The following is a 14115-nucleotide window of genomic DNA, read 5'->3' on the forward strand; positions in this document are numbered from 1 at the left end:
GGGCGGCCGTGTCCGACGGGTGCGGCCGCCCGCCCCGGTCCATCTCTCAGGGAGACAACTCATGTACGACTACGACCTCCTGGTCGTGGGTTCGGCCAACGCGGACCTGGTGATCGGCGTCGAGCGGCGGCCCGCCGCCGGCGAGACGGTGCTGGGCGGCGACCTGGCCGTGCACCCGGGCGGCAAGGGCGCCAACCAGGCGGTCGCCGCCGCCCGGCTCGGCGCCCGCACCGCCCTGCTGGCGCGGGTCGGCGACGACGGCCACGGCCGGCTGCTGCTGGACTCGCTGCGCTCGGCCGGTGTGGACACCGCCGGCGTGGCCGTGGGCGGGGCGCCGACCGGCGTCGCGCTGATCACCGTCGACCCGTCCGGGGACAACAGCATCGTGGTCTCGCCCGGCGCCAACTCCCGGCTCGACGCCGGTGACGTGCGAGGCGCCGGGCGTCTCGTGCGCGGCTCCCGGGTGGTGTCGGCGCAGCTGGAGATCCCGCTGGAGACGGTGGTGGAGGTCGTACGGACGCTCGGGGAGGGGAACCGGTTCGTGCTGAACCCGTCGCCTCCGCGCCCGCTGCCGGCCGAGGTGCTGGCGGCCTGCGACCCGTTGATCGTCAACGAGCACGAGGCGCGGGTGCTGCTCGGCGACGCCCTCACGGGCGAGGATCCGGAGGACTGGGCGCGGCAGCTGCTGGCCGCGGGTCCGCGTTCGGTGGTCGTGACGCTGGGCGCCGAGGGCGCGCTGATGTGCGACGCGTCCGGGGTGCGGCGGGTGCCGTCGGTGAAGGTGGACGCGGTGGACACCACCGGTGCCGGGGACGCGTTCACCGCGGCGCTGGCCTGGAGGCTGGGCTCGGGCGCGGAGCCGGCCGAGGCCGCCGCCTACGCGGCCCGGGTCGGCGCGGCGGCCGTGACGAAGCGGGGCGCGCAGGAGTCGTACCCGACGGCGGCGGAGGTCGAGGCGCTGTGAAGAAGGCGGGCATTCTCAACCGGCATCTGGCCGGTGCCCTGGCGGAACTGGGCCACGGGGACGGGGTCCTGGTGTGCGACGCGGGCATGCCGATACCGGACGGGCCGCGGGTGGTGGACCTCGCCTTCCGCGCGGGCGTCCCCTCCTTCGCCGAGGTCCTGGACGGGCTGCTGGACGAACTGGTGGTGGAGGCGGGCACGGCGGCCGAGGAGGTGCGGGCGGCCAACCCCGGGGCGAGCGCGCTGCTGGACGCCCGGCTGCCCGCTCTCGCCCTGGTCCCGCACGAGGAGCTGAAGCGGCTGTCGGCGGGGGCGCGGCTGGTGGTGCGCACGGGCGAGGCCCGTCCGTACGCCAACGTGCTGCTGCGGTGCGGGGTGTTCTTCTAGGGGGACTTCTTGGGGGGCTTCTGGGGGAGAAGCCCCCTGGGCCGTGTCCGGGGAGGCCCGGCCGGACGTTTCGAAGGGGCCTGCCCGGTCCGCAGACCGGGCAGGCCCCTTCGGCTTTCCCCCTCAGCGTCAGAACCCCGTGAATCCCCCCCCCGGGTCCCCCACCAGAAGTTCCGACGCACAGTACGACGCGACGGCCCGCGAAAGGGTTGCACGGGTTTCCGGGATTTCTTTTCCGGACCGCTCCGATCCCCGCCGAGTTGGCCAAGGGCGGCAACAAACGGGTCGGTTGGCCTTATGGTCTGGGCACACCGCACGGAACCGGGGGCGTGCCAGGACCGTCCAGCAGGACGGACGAGGGCACGGGGCGGGTGCCCCGCCGCAGGACCGGAGGACGACGAGATGACGGTGACCCTGGCGGACGTGGCCGCCCGCGCCCAGGTCTCCCCCGCGACCGTGTCGCGCGTGCTGAACGGCAACTACCCGGTGGCCACCGCCACGCGCGAGCGGGTGCTGCGGGCGGTGGACGAGCTGGACTACGTCCTCAACGGCACCGCCAGCTCGCTCGCGGCCGCCACCTCCGACCTGGTGGGCATCCTGGTCAACGACATCGCCGACCCGTTCTTCGGGATCATGGCGAGCGCGATCCAGGGCGAGATCACGGGTCCGGGCGGCCGGGCCGGCGGCGAACGTCTCGCGGTGGTCTGCAACACGGGCGGCTCCCCGGAGCGCGAACTGACCTATCTGACCCTGCTGCAGCGCCAGCGCGCGGCGGCCGTGGTGCTGACCGGCGGCGCGGTGGACGACCCCGCGCACGCGGCGCGGGTGGCGGCCAAGCTGCGCCGGCTGACGGAGGCGGGCACCCGGGTGGTGCTGTGCGGCCGGCCGCCCGCGCCGGACACCGGTGCCGTCGCCCTGACCTTCGACAACCGCGGCGGGGCCCGCGTGCTGACGGACCATCTCATCGCCCTCGGCCACCGCCGCCTGGGCTATCTCGCGGGGCCCGCGGAACGCACCACCACCCGGCACCGGCTGGAGGGCCACCGGGCCGCGCTGGCGGCCGCCGGGATCACGGACGACCCCGGCCGGACCGTGTACGGACACTACGACCGCCGGTCCGGTCACGAGGCCACGCTGGAACTGCTGCGCCGCGACCCCGGGCTGACGGCGGTCGTCGCCGCGAACGACTCCATCGCCCTCGGCGCCCGCGCCGCCCTGCGCGAGCACGGCCTGCGCGTCCCCGAGGACGTCTCGGTCGCCGGCTTCGACGACCTGCCGTTCAGCGTCGACGCGGCGCCCCCGCTGACGACGGTGCGCCTGCCGCTGGCGGAGGCGGGCGCACGGGCCGGACGCATCGCGATGGGCCGCGAGGAGGCACCGCCCGGCGGGATCGCCTCGGTCCGGGGGGAGCTGATGGTGCGGGGGTCCACGGGAGTGCCCCGGGCGTGAGGGCGCGGGCGGCGGACCGGTGCCGTCCGTTATTCGGTGGCGGGGGTCCGCCTCGCCCGGCTAGCCTCCGCCGGTGATCGCGCAGCCCGCGCCGCAGTGCGCCGCCCTTCCCCGTTCCCTCTCATGAGCCTCACCGGCTCACTGATCGACGTCCGGCCGCTGCGCACCTCGCCCGTCTTCCGGCGTCTGCTGATCGGGCGGACCGTGTCCGTGCTCGGCGGGTTCATGACCATGGTGACGGTCATGTACCAGGTGTGGGACACCACCCGCAGTACCGCCTGGACCGGCGCGGTCGGCCTCGCGCAGGCACTGCCGCTGGTGCTGTTCGGCCTGTTCGCGGGCGCGTGGGTGGACCGGGCCGACCGGCGCCGGACGTATCTGACGGCCACCGTGGGCCAGGCGGCCTGCTCCCTGCTGCTCGCCGCGCAGGGCTTCGCCGGGCAGGTGCCGGTGACGGCCGTCCTGGCGCTGGTGTCCGCGCAGTCCGCGTTCGGCGCGCTCGGCGCCCCGGCCGCCGGGGTGTTCGTCCCGCGGCTGCTGCCCAAGGACCAGGTGGCGGCCGGGCTGGCCCTGAATCAGATCACCGGCCAGGCCATGATGCTTCTCGGTCCCGCGCTGGCCGGTGTGCTGCTGGGCCGGCTGGGCATCGGCACCTGCTATCTCCTGGACGCCCTCAGCTTCGGGCTCTCGTTCTACGGCGCCTTCGGTCTGCCCCCGCTGCCCCCGGAGGGCGAGCCGTCGCGGGCCGGGCTGCACGGGGTGCTGGACGGGCTGCGGTTCCTGGCCGGGCACCGGGTGGTGCGGGGCGCGCTCCTCACCGACCTCGCCGCCACCGTGCTGTCCTTCCCGGTCAGTCTGTTCCCGCTGGTCAACACGGAACGGTTCGGCGGCGACCCGCGCACCCTGGGCCTGTTCCTGTCGGCGCTGGCGGTGGGCGGGATCACGGCGGCGGCGCTGTCCGGGTCGCTGACCCGGCTCGGCCGGCCCGGTCCGGTGATGCTGTGCAGCTCCGCCGCCTGGGGCGTGGCGCTGCTGCTGTTCGGTCTGACCACGCAGGCCTGGACCGGTCTCGCGCTGCTGGTCGTGGCCGGGGCCGCGGACGCCGTCTCGGTCGTCTCCCGCTCGACGATCGTGCAGACCCGCACCCCGGACGCCCTGCTGGGCCGGGTCACCGCGGCCGAGCAGATCGTGGGCCAGGCGGGCCCCAGCCTCGGCAATGTGCGCGGGGGTCTGGTCGCCGGCTGGAGTTCCGGGGTGACGGCCCTGGTCACCGGGGGTCTGCTGTGCGCGCTGGCGGTGGCCGGGGTCGCCGCCGCCACCCCCGAACTGCGCTCCGACACCGCCCCTTAGGGGCGTCCGCCCGAGGGTCCGGCCGGTCGGATCCGGCGCGCGCAGCCCACCGGTTCGGCGCCGCCGAGAGCGACGTAGAGAGCCGTGGAGGCCGGGCATCCGGTCCGCTTCCGTACCGCCTTCAGCAGCCGGTACCGGGGCTCGTGCGGGCCGGAGCCGTCGCAGGGGGTCTCGCGGACACGGCCGGGCGCGAGGTCGTAGAGGCAGTCGCCGGGAATGGTGCGGGGGCCGCCTCCGGCGCCCGGGTCACCCGGGTGCGGGGGCTCCAGGCCGCGCATGCACGCGTACCCCTCGGGGATCGCGGCCGGGGACCCGGGCAGGCCGACGCGCAGGACGAAGTCGGTGGTCGGCGGGCACCGCGGGCCCCGGCCGGGGCTGCCGTCGTAGCGGGCGACGACACGGGCGGCGGCCCGTTCTCCCGCGCACGGCACCTCCGTGAAGCGGGTGGTGCCGAAGGAACTGCACTCACCGGCCGCGAGGAACACCGCGCCGTGGCCGGTGGCCGCGGCGGCGGGGCGGGCGCCGCGCGCCGGGGCGGCCGCGTGGTCCCGGCCGCCACCGAGCACGGTCAGGGCCACGACGGCCACCACCAGGAGCACGACGGACGACAGCACCGTCCGCCAGACCCGGCCCACGGCACCGCTTCCACGCATCGCACCCCCCAGGACACCCCGCGCCCGGCGTGGCCGGCCGTCGCGGGGCCACGCCGGACATGAGGGATGCTTTCCACCCCTCGGTGCGGATGTGCCCCGGGAGGGGGCGTACGTCTAGTACGTCAGCCCGTGACCGATGGGGTACAGCACCTGGGCCGGATCGTCCGCCCGCTGCACCGGCACGGGAAGCCTGCCGTGCGGGCGCACCCGGCCGGCGATCACCTTCGCGGCGGCACGCAGTTCGACGTCGGTCCAGGAGTAGGTCGCCAGGCAGGCCTTCACCCCGGCCAGCTGGGCGACGTCGTAGGGGTTGCGGACGGCGACGGCGACCACGGGCCGCCCCGTGGCGAGCAGTTGCCGCACCAGGGTGAGCTGGGAGCTCGTGGCCGTCAGGTTGTACGTCGCCACCACCACCGCGTCGGCGTCCTGGGCGGCGGTCACCGCCTTGGCGATCGTCGCCGCCGAGGGCGCGGTGCCGGTGGACAGGGCGGTGGCGGTGAAGCCGAGCCCGGTGAGGGCGGCGGCCAGGACGCCGGTCGGCGGACCCGTGGTGCCGGACGGGGAGGCCGGGTCGGCGCCGACGACCAGGATCCTGGGGGTGCGCCTGCGGTCGAGCGGCAGTGTGCGGCCCTCGTTGACCAGCAGGGTCGTGGTCCGCTCGGCGATCCGGTCGGCGGCGGCCAGATGGGCCGGGGTGCCCACCACCCGGTCGACCCGGTCCTGGTCGGCGTACACGTCCCGGCCGAGGAGGCCGAGCCGGTCCTTCATCCGCAGGATGCGCAGGATCGATTCGTCCAGCCGGGCCTCGGTCAGCTCGCCGCCGCGCACGGCACCCAGCACCGCGTTCCAGGCGACGTCCAGATTCGGCGGGTTGAGCAGCTGGTCCACGCCGGCCTTCAGCGCGAGCACCGGCACCCGGTCGTCGCCGTACTTGGTGCGGACGCCCTCCATGCCGAGGGAGTCGGTGATCACCACGCCGTCGTAGCCGAGTTCGCCGCGCAGGATGCCGGAGAGGATCGGGGCGGAGAGGGTGGCCGGGTCGCCGGAGTCGTCCAGGGCCGGGAACTGGATGTGCGCGGTCATGACCGAGTCGATGCCCGCCGCGATCGCGGCCCGGAAGGGCACCGCGTCCAGCTTCTCCCACAGCTCCCGGCTGTGGGTGATGACGGGGAAGCCGAAGTGGCTGTCGACGGCGGTGTCGCCGTGGCCCGGGAAGTGCTTGGCGGTCGCGGCGACCCGCGAGGCCTGATACCCCTTCACCTCGGCCGCCACCAGCGCCCCGACGGCCGCCGGGTCGGCCCCGAAGGACCGTACGCCGATGACGGGGTTGGCCGGGTTGACGTTGACGTCCGCGTCCGGCGAGTAGTCCTGGTTGATGCCCATCGCGCGCAGTTCGGCGCCGGAGAGGCGGCCGAGGGTGCGGGCGTCGGAGCGGCGGCCGCCCGCGCCCATCGCCATGGCACCGGGGAACAGCGTGGCCGGCCTGCCCACCCTGCACACTATGCCGTGCTCCTGGTCGGTGGCGATGAGCACCGGCAGCCCGCGCGGCTGCTCCAGGGAGGCCTTCTGGATGCCGTTGGACAGGTCGGCGATCTGGTGCGGATCGCGGGTGTTGTGCGCCCAGGTGAAGTAGATGATGCCGCCGACGCGGTACTTGGCGATCAGATCGGCGGCGGTGCGGACCCCGATCTCGCTCAGGTTGGCGTCGACGTCCGCCTGGTCCGGGGCGGTGGCGGAGTGGCCGTAGACCCGCATCACGAAGAGCTGGCCGACCTTCTCCTCCAGCGTCATCCGGGAGATGAGGGAGCGCAGGCGGCGGTCGGCGGCGGCGGTGGTGCCGCGGGCGGGGCCGGCGGCGTGGGCGGTGGTGGACGCGGTCAGCGCGGCGGCGACGCCGGCGGTCGCGGTGAGCACGGCCCGTCTGGACGGCCGTGCGGTGTTTCCCGTGCTTCCCGTGCTGCTGTCGTGCACGTGCGCCCCTTCCAGAGGAGAACCGCTGAAGGAAACTTCCGAGGAATCAGCAATATCCGGGAAGTTTCTTTCCGTCAAGGCAACGCACAGGAAGCGGGCATGGGGCCGCCACCGGCGCAAGGGAGGGGGGCGCACCGGTGGCGGCGGGCCGCGCGCACGGGGTGCGGCGGAGAGGGTGCGTCGGCGTTCGCGGCCTGCGGCGAGACCGACACCGCACCACGGGACTCGTCGGCGGCCTGCCCCTTGGACGGGCGAGGGCCTCGACAGGTTCCCGTCCCCGGACCGGACACGGCGGGGCGACGGCGGTGCCGGCCCGCGGGAGGGCGGGCCGGCACCGGGAGGTCACGGGCGCAGACCGGGTCCGCGCCGCACGCCCTCGGTGCCCTTCGCGTCCGTCACGTCGAGCTTGGCGTCGTGACGGGCCAGCGGCTTCGCCGCCGACGGGTCCGCCTGCACGGCGGGGGACGCCACCCCGGCCCACTGGAGGATCCGGGCGGTCGCCAGGGACTTCTGGTCCGGGACCAGGCCGGCCACGTTCGCGCCGTGGTTCATGCCGGGCGCGGTGAACACGTACGCGTCACGGGTGCCGGCGCCGACCCGGAAGCGCTCCGCGCCCCAGGGGTCGTTCTGGCCGTAGACGAACAGCGTGTGGCGGGCGTGGCGGCGCACCCAGGAGTCCACGTCCCGCATCACGTCCGGCTGGAAGCGCATCGGGATCGAGCGGGGCACGAAGTTGCGCGGCGGCTGGTAGCCGTAGCGGATCAGCCGGTCCTCGATGTACGGGAAGCGGATGGTCGGGGCGCCCAGCTGGGTGCCCGCCTGGTAGTAGTACGGCGTGTACTGCTCCAGGCCCTGGTCGGTGTAGGCGGAGAAGCCGGAGACGGTGTCGACCGAGTCCCAGATCGCGTCGTCGGTCGCGGTGGCCGCGCCCGCCGGGATGGTGTCGCAGTCGGGCAGCCCGCTGTACTGCCAGAAGCCCCAGGCGTAGTCGAGGACGACGGCCTCGTAGGCCCGGTCGAGGGAGCCGATGGTGGTGAAGGTGTAGCCGTTGTCGGCGGCGTACCGGGCGTACTTCTCCTCCAGCGGCGCGCGGCGCACCAGTGCCTCGCGCTGGACCGCGTTCACCCGGTCGCGGCACTCCTTGGTGCCGACGGCGGTGAAGAAGCGGTCGTAGGCCGAGTCCTCCTTGTTCACGACGTCGTTCGGGGCGACGTACGCGACGGTGCCGTCCATGTCGTGCGGGTAGAAGCGCTCGTAGTAGGTGGCGGTCATGCCGCCCTTGGAACCGCCGGTGGCCAGCCAGTTGGCGGAGTAGACCGGCTTCAGCGCCTCGTAGACGCGGTGCTGGTCACTGGCCGCCTGCCAGATGTCCAGCTTGGACCAGTCGGCCGGCGCGGGCCGGGACGGGGTGAAGAACCGGTACTCCAGCGAGACCTGGTTGCCGTCCGTGATCTGGGTGGGCTCGCGGCGGGACGGGGTGGTGGAGACGTTGTAGCCGCTGGTGTAGAAGACCGTCGGGCGGCTGGTGTCCTTGTGCAGCACGGTGATCCGCTGCTGGAAGGTGCCCCGGCCGGGGTGCCGGTGGTCGACCGGCTGGGTGTAGTTCAGGACGAAGAACCGGTAGCCGGTGTACGGCTTCTCCTCGACCAGGCTCATGCCGGGTATCGCGAGGAGCCGGTCCTTGATGTCGGCGGCCTGTGGCCGGGCGGACTGTGCGGCGGTGGCCGCGCCCGCTGTGCTCAGCGTGCCTATGAGCACCGCGAGCGCCAGCAGCCATCTGAGCGCCTTGCGCATGCGCACTCTCCCCTGTGAGACAGATGTCCGCCGGAAGCTATCCGAGCAACAGCTGTGACACCAGAGGGATTTGAGCGAGGCGTGTGGCCGGAGTCGGCCCGTTCAGCACAGGAACCAGCCGGAGGCGACGGCTCCGCGGCCGACCGTGCCCGTCACCCGCACACAGCGGTGTCCGGCGTGCACGGTCACCGGACCCGCGTGGTACCGGTAGGTCCCCCGGTCGACGACCGGCCGGCTGCCGCGCGCCTGGACCCCGACCGACATGACGCGGGCCGCGCCGGGGGCCTTGGTGACGGTGAGGGCGCAGACGTAGGCGCCGCGCTTGTAGACGTGGACGGCGCCGGTGCTGAAGGGCACGGTGCGCACCTCGCGCCCGGTGCAGGTGGGGTCCGTGGCGGCGTGGGCGGCCGGCGCCAGGAGGGTCAGCACCCCGGACACGGCGAGCAGGGCCACGCAGAGCGCGGGTCGCCGACGGATCGCACCTCTGGCCCCACCGACCACTGTCACCCTCCCCTGCCCCGCGTCCGGCCTCATCCGTACGTACTGATGTACGGACGCACGACGTATGTCGGATGGTTGCACGACCGTCACCACGACAGGTCGCGGGGCACCGCTCCCCCGCGTGCGCGGGCGGACCCGGCGGGCCTCAGCGGGAGACGCCCACCGGCTCCTCCGGCTCGGCCTCGTCCTCACCGGTGAAGGTCCGCCACAGCGCGGCGTACCTGCCGTCGAGGGCGAGGAGTTCGTCGTGCGTGCCGTCCTCGGCGACCCGGCCGTGCTCCATGACGACCACCCGGTCCGCGCGCGCGGCCGTGGTCAGCCGGTGGGCGACCACCAGCGTCGTACGGCGGCCCGCCAGCCGGTCGGTGGCGTGGTTGACCTGGGCCTCGGTGGCCAGGTCGAGGGCGGCCGTGGCCTCGTCGAGCAGCAGGACGTCGGGGTCGACGAGCTCGGCGCGGGCCAGCGCGATCAGCTGGCGCTGGCCGGCCGAGAGGTTGCGGCCGCGTTCGGCGACCTCGTGCAGGTAGCCGCCCTCCAGCGTGGCGATCATCTCGTGCGCGCCGACCGCCCGTGCCGCGGCCTCCACCTCGGCGTCACCGGCCTCGGGCCGGCCGTAGGCGATGGCGTCGCGCACGGTGCCGGGGAAGAGGTAGGACTCCTGCGGGACGACCCCGAGGCGGTGCCGGTAGGAGGTCAGGTCCAGGGCGCGCAGGTCCGTGCCGTCGGCCGTGACCCGGCCGCCTGTCGGGTCGTAGAAGCGGGCCACCAGCTTGACCAGCGTCGACTTGCCGGCGCCCGTCTCGCCGACGAAGGCGACGGTCTGCCCGGCCGGGATCCTCAAGGAGATGCCGGTCAGGGCGCTCTCGCCGTCACCGTCGGAGCCGTAGGCGAAGCTCACGTCCTCGAAGGCGATCTCGCCGCGCAGCGACAGGACGTCGAGGGGGGCGCCGGCGGACCCCGTCGAGGCCGGCTCGCGCAGCAGTTCCTGGATGCGGCCCAGCGAGACCGTGGCCTGCTGGTAGCCGTCGAACACCTGGGAGAGCTGCTGGACCGGGGCGAAGAACAGGTCGATGTACAGGAGGTAGGCGACCAGGGCGCCCGTGGTCAGCGTGGCGGCCTCCACCCGGCCGGAGCCCGCGACGAGGACGGCGGCCGCGGCGGCCGAGGACAGCAGCTGGACGAAGGGGAAGTAGACGGAGATCAGCCACTGGCCGCGCATGCGGGCGCGCCGGTAGCTGTCGCTGCGCTCGGCGAACCGCCGCCCGCCGTCCCGCTCGCGCCGGAACGCCTGCACGATCCGCAGCCCGGCCACCGACTCCTGGAGGTCGGCGTTGACCACCGACACCCGCTCACGGGCCAGCTCGTACGCCTTCACGCTCGCCCGGCGGAAGAAGAAGGTGGCGAGGACCAGCGGGGGCAGGGTGGCGAAGACGACCAGCGCCAGCTGCACGTCGATGACCAGCAGGACGACCATGATGCCGAAGAACGTGACGACCGAGACGAACGCGGTGACCAGGCCGGTCTGCAGGAACGTGGACAGCGCGTCGACGTCCGTCGTCATCCGGGTCATGATCCGGCCGGTCAGCTCGCGCTCGTAGTAGTCGAGACCGAGCCGCTGGAGCTGGGAGAAGATCTTCAGCCGCAGCGAGTACAGCACGCGCTCGCCGGTACGGCCGGTCTTGCGGGTCTCGCCGATCTGCGCGGCCCACTGCACGAGCACGGTGGCGAGGCCGAGCAGGGACGCGGCCCACACCGCGCCGAGGGCGGTCCGCGTGACGCCCTGGTCGATGCCGTGCCGGATCAGCACCGGCAGCAGCAGGCCCGCGCCCGCGTCCACGGCGACCAGCAGCAGGCTGACCAGCAGGGGCGCGCCGAAGCCCTGGAGGAGGCGGCGCAGGCCGTAGGACTCCTCGGGGCGGACCGCGCGGGCCTCGTCGATGCCGGGGGTGTCGGTCGCCGGCGGCAGCGCCTCGACCAGCGCGAGGAGCTCGGGGGTGGCCGGGGTGCCGGACAGCGCCGCGCTCCTCGGCACGCGGTCGCCGGTCCACAGCCGCGGGGTGATGCCCCGCTCGGCGTCGAACTCGGCGTCCAGCTCGTCGCGGACGGTGGTGTCCTCGCGGGGTCCGGCCGGCAGGGCGTGGCCCGGGGAGACCCCGCCCAGCTCGTCCGGGTCGGTGAGCAGGCGGCGGTAGAGGGCCGAGCGCTCCTGGAGCTCCTCGTCCGTGCCGATGTCGGCGAGCCGGCCGCCGTCCAGGACGGCGATGCGGTCGGCGAGGTTCAGGGTGGAGCGGCGGTGGGCGATGAGGAGGGTGGTGCGGCCCTCCATGACCTGCTTCAGCGCCTCGTGGATCTCGTGCTCCACCCGGGCGTCCACGGCGGAGGTGGCGTCGTCCAGGACGAGCAGGCGGGGGTCGGTGAGCAGGGCGCGGGCGAGCGCGATGCGCTGGCGCTGGCCGCCGGAGAGGGTCAGGCCGTGCTCGCCGACCTCGGTGTCGTAGCCGCGGGGCAGCTCCGAGACGAAGCGGTCCGCCTGGGCCGCGCGGGCGGCGGCCCGGATCTCCTCCAGGGAGGCGTCGGGGCGGCCGTAGGCGATGTTGGCGCGGATGGTGTCGGAGAAGAGGAACGAGTCCTCCGGGACCAGGCCGATCGCGGCCCTGAGCGAGTCCAGGGTCAGCTCGCGCACGTCGTGGCCGCCGATCAGCACGGCGCCGTGGGCGACGTCGTAGAAGCGCGGCAGGAGCAGGGAGAGGGTGGACTTGCCGGAGCCCGAGGAGCCGACGACGGCCAGGGTCTCGCCGGGCCGGATCTCGAAGCTGACGCCGTCCAGCACGCGGCCGGTGCCGCCCTCGTAGCCGAAGGACACGTCGTCGAACTCGACGCTCGCGGGCGCGTCGGCGGGGAGGGTCTTCGTGCCCTCCTTCAGCGTCGGCTCGGTGTCGATCAGCTCCAGGACGCGTTCGGTGCCGGCGCGGGCCTGCTGGCCGACGGTGAGGACCATGGCGAGCATCCGGACCGGGCCGACGAGCTGGGCGAGGTAGGTGGAGAAGGCGACGAAGGTGCCGAGCGTGATGTGCCCGCGCACCGCCAGCCAGCCGCCGAGCGCCAGCATGGCGACCTGCCCGAGGGCGGGCACGGCCTGGAGCGCGGGGGTGTACTTGCTGTTCAGGCGTATGGTGCGCAGCCGGCCCGCGAACAGGCGGCGGCCGACCTCCCGGAGCTTGCCGGTCTCCTGCTCCTCCTGCCCGAAGCCCTTGACCACGCGCACGCCGCTCACGGCGCCGTCGACCACGCCGGCCACGGCGGCGGCCTGGGCCTGGGCGTACCAGGTGGCGGGGTGCAGCTTGGTGCGGCTGCGCCGGGCTATCCAGCCGAGGGCCGGGGCGACCGCGAGGGCGACGAGGGTCAGCGGCAGCGACAGCCACGCCATGATCGCGAGCGACATCAGGAAGAGCAGGACGTTCCCGATGGTCATCGGGAGCATGAAGAGCAGGCCCTGGATCAGCTGGAGGTCGCTGGTGGCCCGGCCGACGACCTGGCCGGTGGACAGCTCGTCCTGGCGGCGGCCGTCCAGCCGGGTGAGGGTGCCGTACATCTCGGTGCGCAGGTCGTGCTGGACGTCGAGGGCGACCCGGCCGCCGTAGTAGCGGCGGCAGTACGTGAACGCGTAGACGAGGACCGCGGCGCCGATCAGTGCTCCGGCCCAGGGGCCCATGGAGCGGGTGCGGCCGCCGATGACGTCGTCGATGATCACCTTGGTGATCAGCGGGACGACCGCCATGACCGCCATGCCGGCCAGGGAGGAGCCGAGCGCGAGTACGACGTCCTTCGGATACCGCCAGGCGTAGCCCGCCAGCCGTCGTGCCCATCCCCGTTGCGGTGCCACTCGGGTGCCTTCCTGTCGACCTGGTCTGCCGGAAGACACAAACGCCGGGAGGGGCGGATTTCATCCCCCCGCAACAGAACGTCCCCCGCGCGGGCGGCGCGGGGGACGTGCGGCGACGGGTGGCGGGCGGGTGCCCGGCCGGGGTCAGCCCTGCGGGGGCACCGCGACGGCGGCCTCGCTGGGCCTGCTGGTCGGGGTGAAGACCGCGGTGCCGGCGGTGGTCGGCACCAGGTCCTTGTGGATGGCCTTGGCGACGTTCTGGATGGTGGTGACGCCGTAGTCCATGGTGCTGTTGTCCTGCGTCAGCACGGAGATCATGTAGTCGTGGCCGCGGCCGGTGAAGGTGCCGAGGCTGTGCACGCGCCAGCCGTGCGTGGAGCGCTGGAGCCAGCCGTTCTTCACGTGCACGGAGACGCCGGAGGGCGCACCGGCGGGGGTGCCCCAGCGCTGCGAGGAGACGACCTGGCCCATGAGCTTGGAGATGTAGGCCCGCGAGTTGTCGCTCAGCACGCTGTTCTTCGCGGTGACGAGCTTGAGCAGCTTCTGCTCGTCGCCCGCGTTCTCCTGGGTGAGGCCCCAGTAGCCGTCCGCGCCCGGCTTGGTCGCCGTCATCTTCGCGGCGGACAGGAAGCCCTTGATCTTCGTCATGCCCAGCTGCTTCCACAGCGTGGTCGTGGCGTTGTTGTCCGACTTGGTGATCATGGCCGTGGCGAGCGAGGTCTCACGGTCGGTGAGCAGCCGGTCGTGCTTCTTCGCGTCCCACAGCAGCGTGGCGAGCACGGTGACCTTGACGGTGCTGGCCGAGTCGTAGGCGCTGGTGGCCCGCAGGGTGCAGGTGGTGTTGGTGGAACGGTCGTACAGGCCGACGGCGACCGTGCTCCTGCGGGCGGCGACGGCGGCGGTGATGTCCTTCTGGAGCTTGCTCGCCAGGCCCGCCTGCGCGGAGGTGCAGCTGACGGTGGGCGTCGCCGCGCCGGCGGGCACGGCGGCGGTGACGGCCGGTATGAGCACGGCCGCGCCGACGGCGGCCGCGAGCACCGCGGCACGTCTCGGATTCCGCTGAGTCATGGACTCCCCCTCGAAAGTCGTTCAGGCGTTCGCTGAACGCCGGAAGTAGTGACTCGCAGAGGTGGGCGAAAGTTGTACGGCTGTTCGTACGCGGGG

General features: G+C 73.9%; 10 protein-coding genes. 4 read left to right on the top strand and 6 right to left on the bottom strand.

What is annotated here, in order from left to right; translation table 11 throughout:
* The first annotated feature begins 61 nt into the window (after nucleotides 1-61).
* The 4 genes from ACIPRD_RS27120 to ACIPRD_RS27135 all read left to right on the top strand — a co-directional run bounded on the left by ACIPRD_RS27120 (nucleotide 62) and on the right by ACIPRD_RS27135 (nucleotide 4149).
* The gene (locus ACIPRD_RS27120; protein WP_356397048.1) at nucleotides 62-964 is read left to right on the top strand and encodes a ribokinase; all 903 of its coding nucleotides are present in this window, start codon (nucleotides 62-64) and stop codon (nucleotides 962-964) included.
* On the top strand, nucleotides 961-1350 hold the full coding sequence (gene rbsD / locus ACIPRD_RS27125; RefSeq protein WP_356397046.1) for a D-ribose pyranase: 390 nt from the start codon (nucleotides 961-963) through the stop codon (nucleotides 1348-1350). Before ACIPRD_RS27120 ends, rbsD begins: the two co-directional genes overlap by 4 nt.
* A 402-nt stretch (nucleotides 1351-1752) precedes the next feature.
* A complete protein-coding gene (locus tag ACIPRD_RS27130) occupies nucleotides 1753-2799 on the top strand; it encodes a LacI family DNA-binding transcriptional regulator (protein ID WP_401566738.1) in 1047 nt (348 codons plus the stop codon).
* A gap of 123 nt (nucleotides 2800-2922) precedes the next feature.
* Nucleotides 2923-4149, top strand: a complete 1227-nt coding sequence (locus ACIPRD_RS27135; RefSeq protein ID WP_356397040.1) for an MFS transporter — start codon at nucleotides 2923-2925, stop codon at nucleotides 4147-4149.
* Here the strand turns inward: ACIPRD_RS27135 and ACIPRD_RS27140 are convergent.
* The 6 genes from ACIPRD_RS27140 to ACIPRD_RS27165 form a co-directional block, all read right to left on the bottom strand.
* Nucleotides 4146-4802: a hypothetical protein gene (locus tag ACIPRD_RS27140; RefSeq protein WP_401566741.1), complete on the bottom strand. Its 657-nt coding sequence runs from the start codon at nucleotides 4800-4802 to the stop codon at nucleotides 4146-4148. The genes ACIPRD_RS27135 and ACIPRD_RS27140 overlap by 4 nt on opposite strands.
* A 114-nt stretch (nucleotides 4803-4916) precedes the next feature.
* Nucleotides 4917-6773: a glycoside hydrolase family 3 protein gene (locus ACIPRD_RS27145; RefSeq protein WP_401566743.1), complete on the bottom strand. Its 1857-nt coding sequence runs from the start codon at nucleotides 6771-6773 to the stop codon at nucleotides 4917-4919.
* Between the two features lie 342 nt (nucleotides 6774-7115).
* Nucleotides 7116-8567, bottom strand: coding sequence for a S28 family serine protease (locus ACIPRD_RS27150; protein ID WP_401566746.1), 1452 nt, complete (start codon nucleotides 8565-8567; stop codon nucleotides 7116-7118).
* A 102-nt stretch (nucleotides 8568-8669) separates the two neighbouring features.
* Entirely contained in the window at nucleotides 8670-9101 is a 432-nt protein-coding gene (locus tag ACIPRD_RS27155) for a hypothetical protein (RefSeq protein WP_356397028.1), read from the bottom strand.
* 112 nt (nucleotides 9102-9213) lie between these two features.
* Nucleotides 9214-12951: an ABC transporter ATP-binding protein gene (locus tag ACIPRD_RS27160; RefSeq protein ID WP_356397025.1), complete on the bottom strand. Its 3738-nt coding sequence runs from the start codon at nucleotides 12949-12951 to the stop codon at nucleotides 9214-9216.
* Nucleotides 12952-13095: 144 nt separating this feature from the next.
* The gene (locus ACIPRD_RS27165) at nucleotides 13096-14019 is read right to left on the bottom strand and encodes a serine hydrolase (RefSeq protein ID WP_356397022.1); all 924 of its coding nucleotides are present in this window, start codon (nucleotides 14017-14019) and stop codon (nucleotides 13096-13098) included.
* Nucleotides 14020-14115: the final 96 nt, after the last annotated feature.

It is taken from the genome of Streptomyces sp. NPDC090108, from assembly GCF_044747185.1.
Lineage (GTDB): Bacteria > Actinomycetota > Actinomycetes > Streptomycetales > Streptomycetaceae > Streptomyces.

Coding starts and splice junctions, on each gene's coding strand:
- ACIPRD_RS27120 (WP_356397048.1), top strand. CDS start 62: ATGTACGACTACGACCTCCTGGTCGTGGGTTCGGCCAACGCGGACCTG.
- ACIPRD_RS27130 (WP_401566738.1), top strand. CDS start 1,753: ATGACGGTGACCCTGGCGGACGTGGCCGCCCGCGCCCAGGTCTCCCCC.
- ACIPRD_RS27135 (WP_356397040.1), top strand. CDS start 2,923: ATGAGCCTCACCGGCTCACTGATCGACGTCCGGCCGCTGCGCACCTCG.
- ACIPRD_RS27140 (WP_401566741.1), bottom strand. CDS start 4,802: ATGCGTGGAAGCGGTGCCGTGGGCCGGGTCTGGCGGACGGTGCTGTCG.
- ACIPRD_RS27150 (WP_401566746.1), bottom strand. CDS start 8,567: ATGCGCAAGGCGCTCAGATGGCTGCTGGCGCTCGCGGTGCTCATAGGC.
- ACIPRD_RS27155 (WP_356397028.1), bottom strand. CDS start 9,101: ATGAGGCCGGACGCGGGGCAGGGGAGGGTGACAGTGGTCGGTGGGGCC.
- ACIPRD_RS27165 (WP_356397022.1), bottom strand. CDS start 14,019: ATGACTCAGCGGAATCCGAGACGTGCCGCGGTGCTCGCGGCCGCCGTC.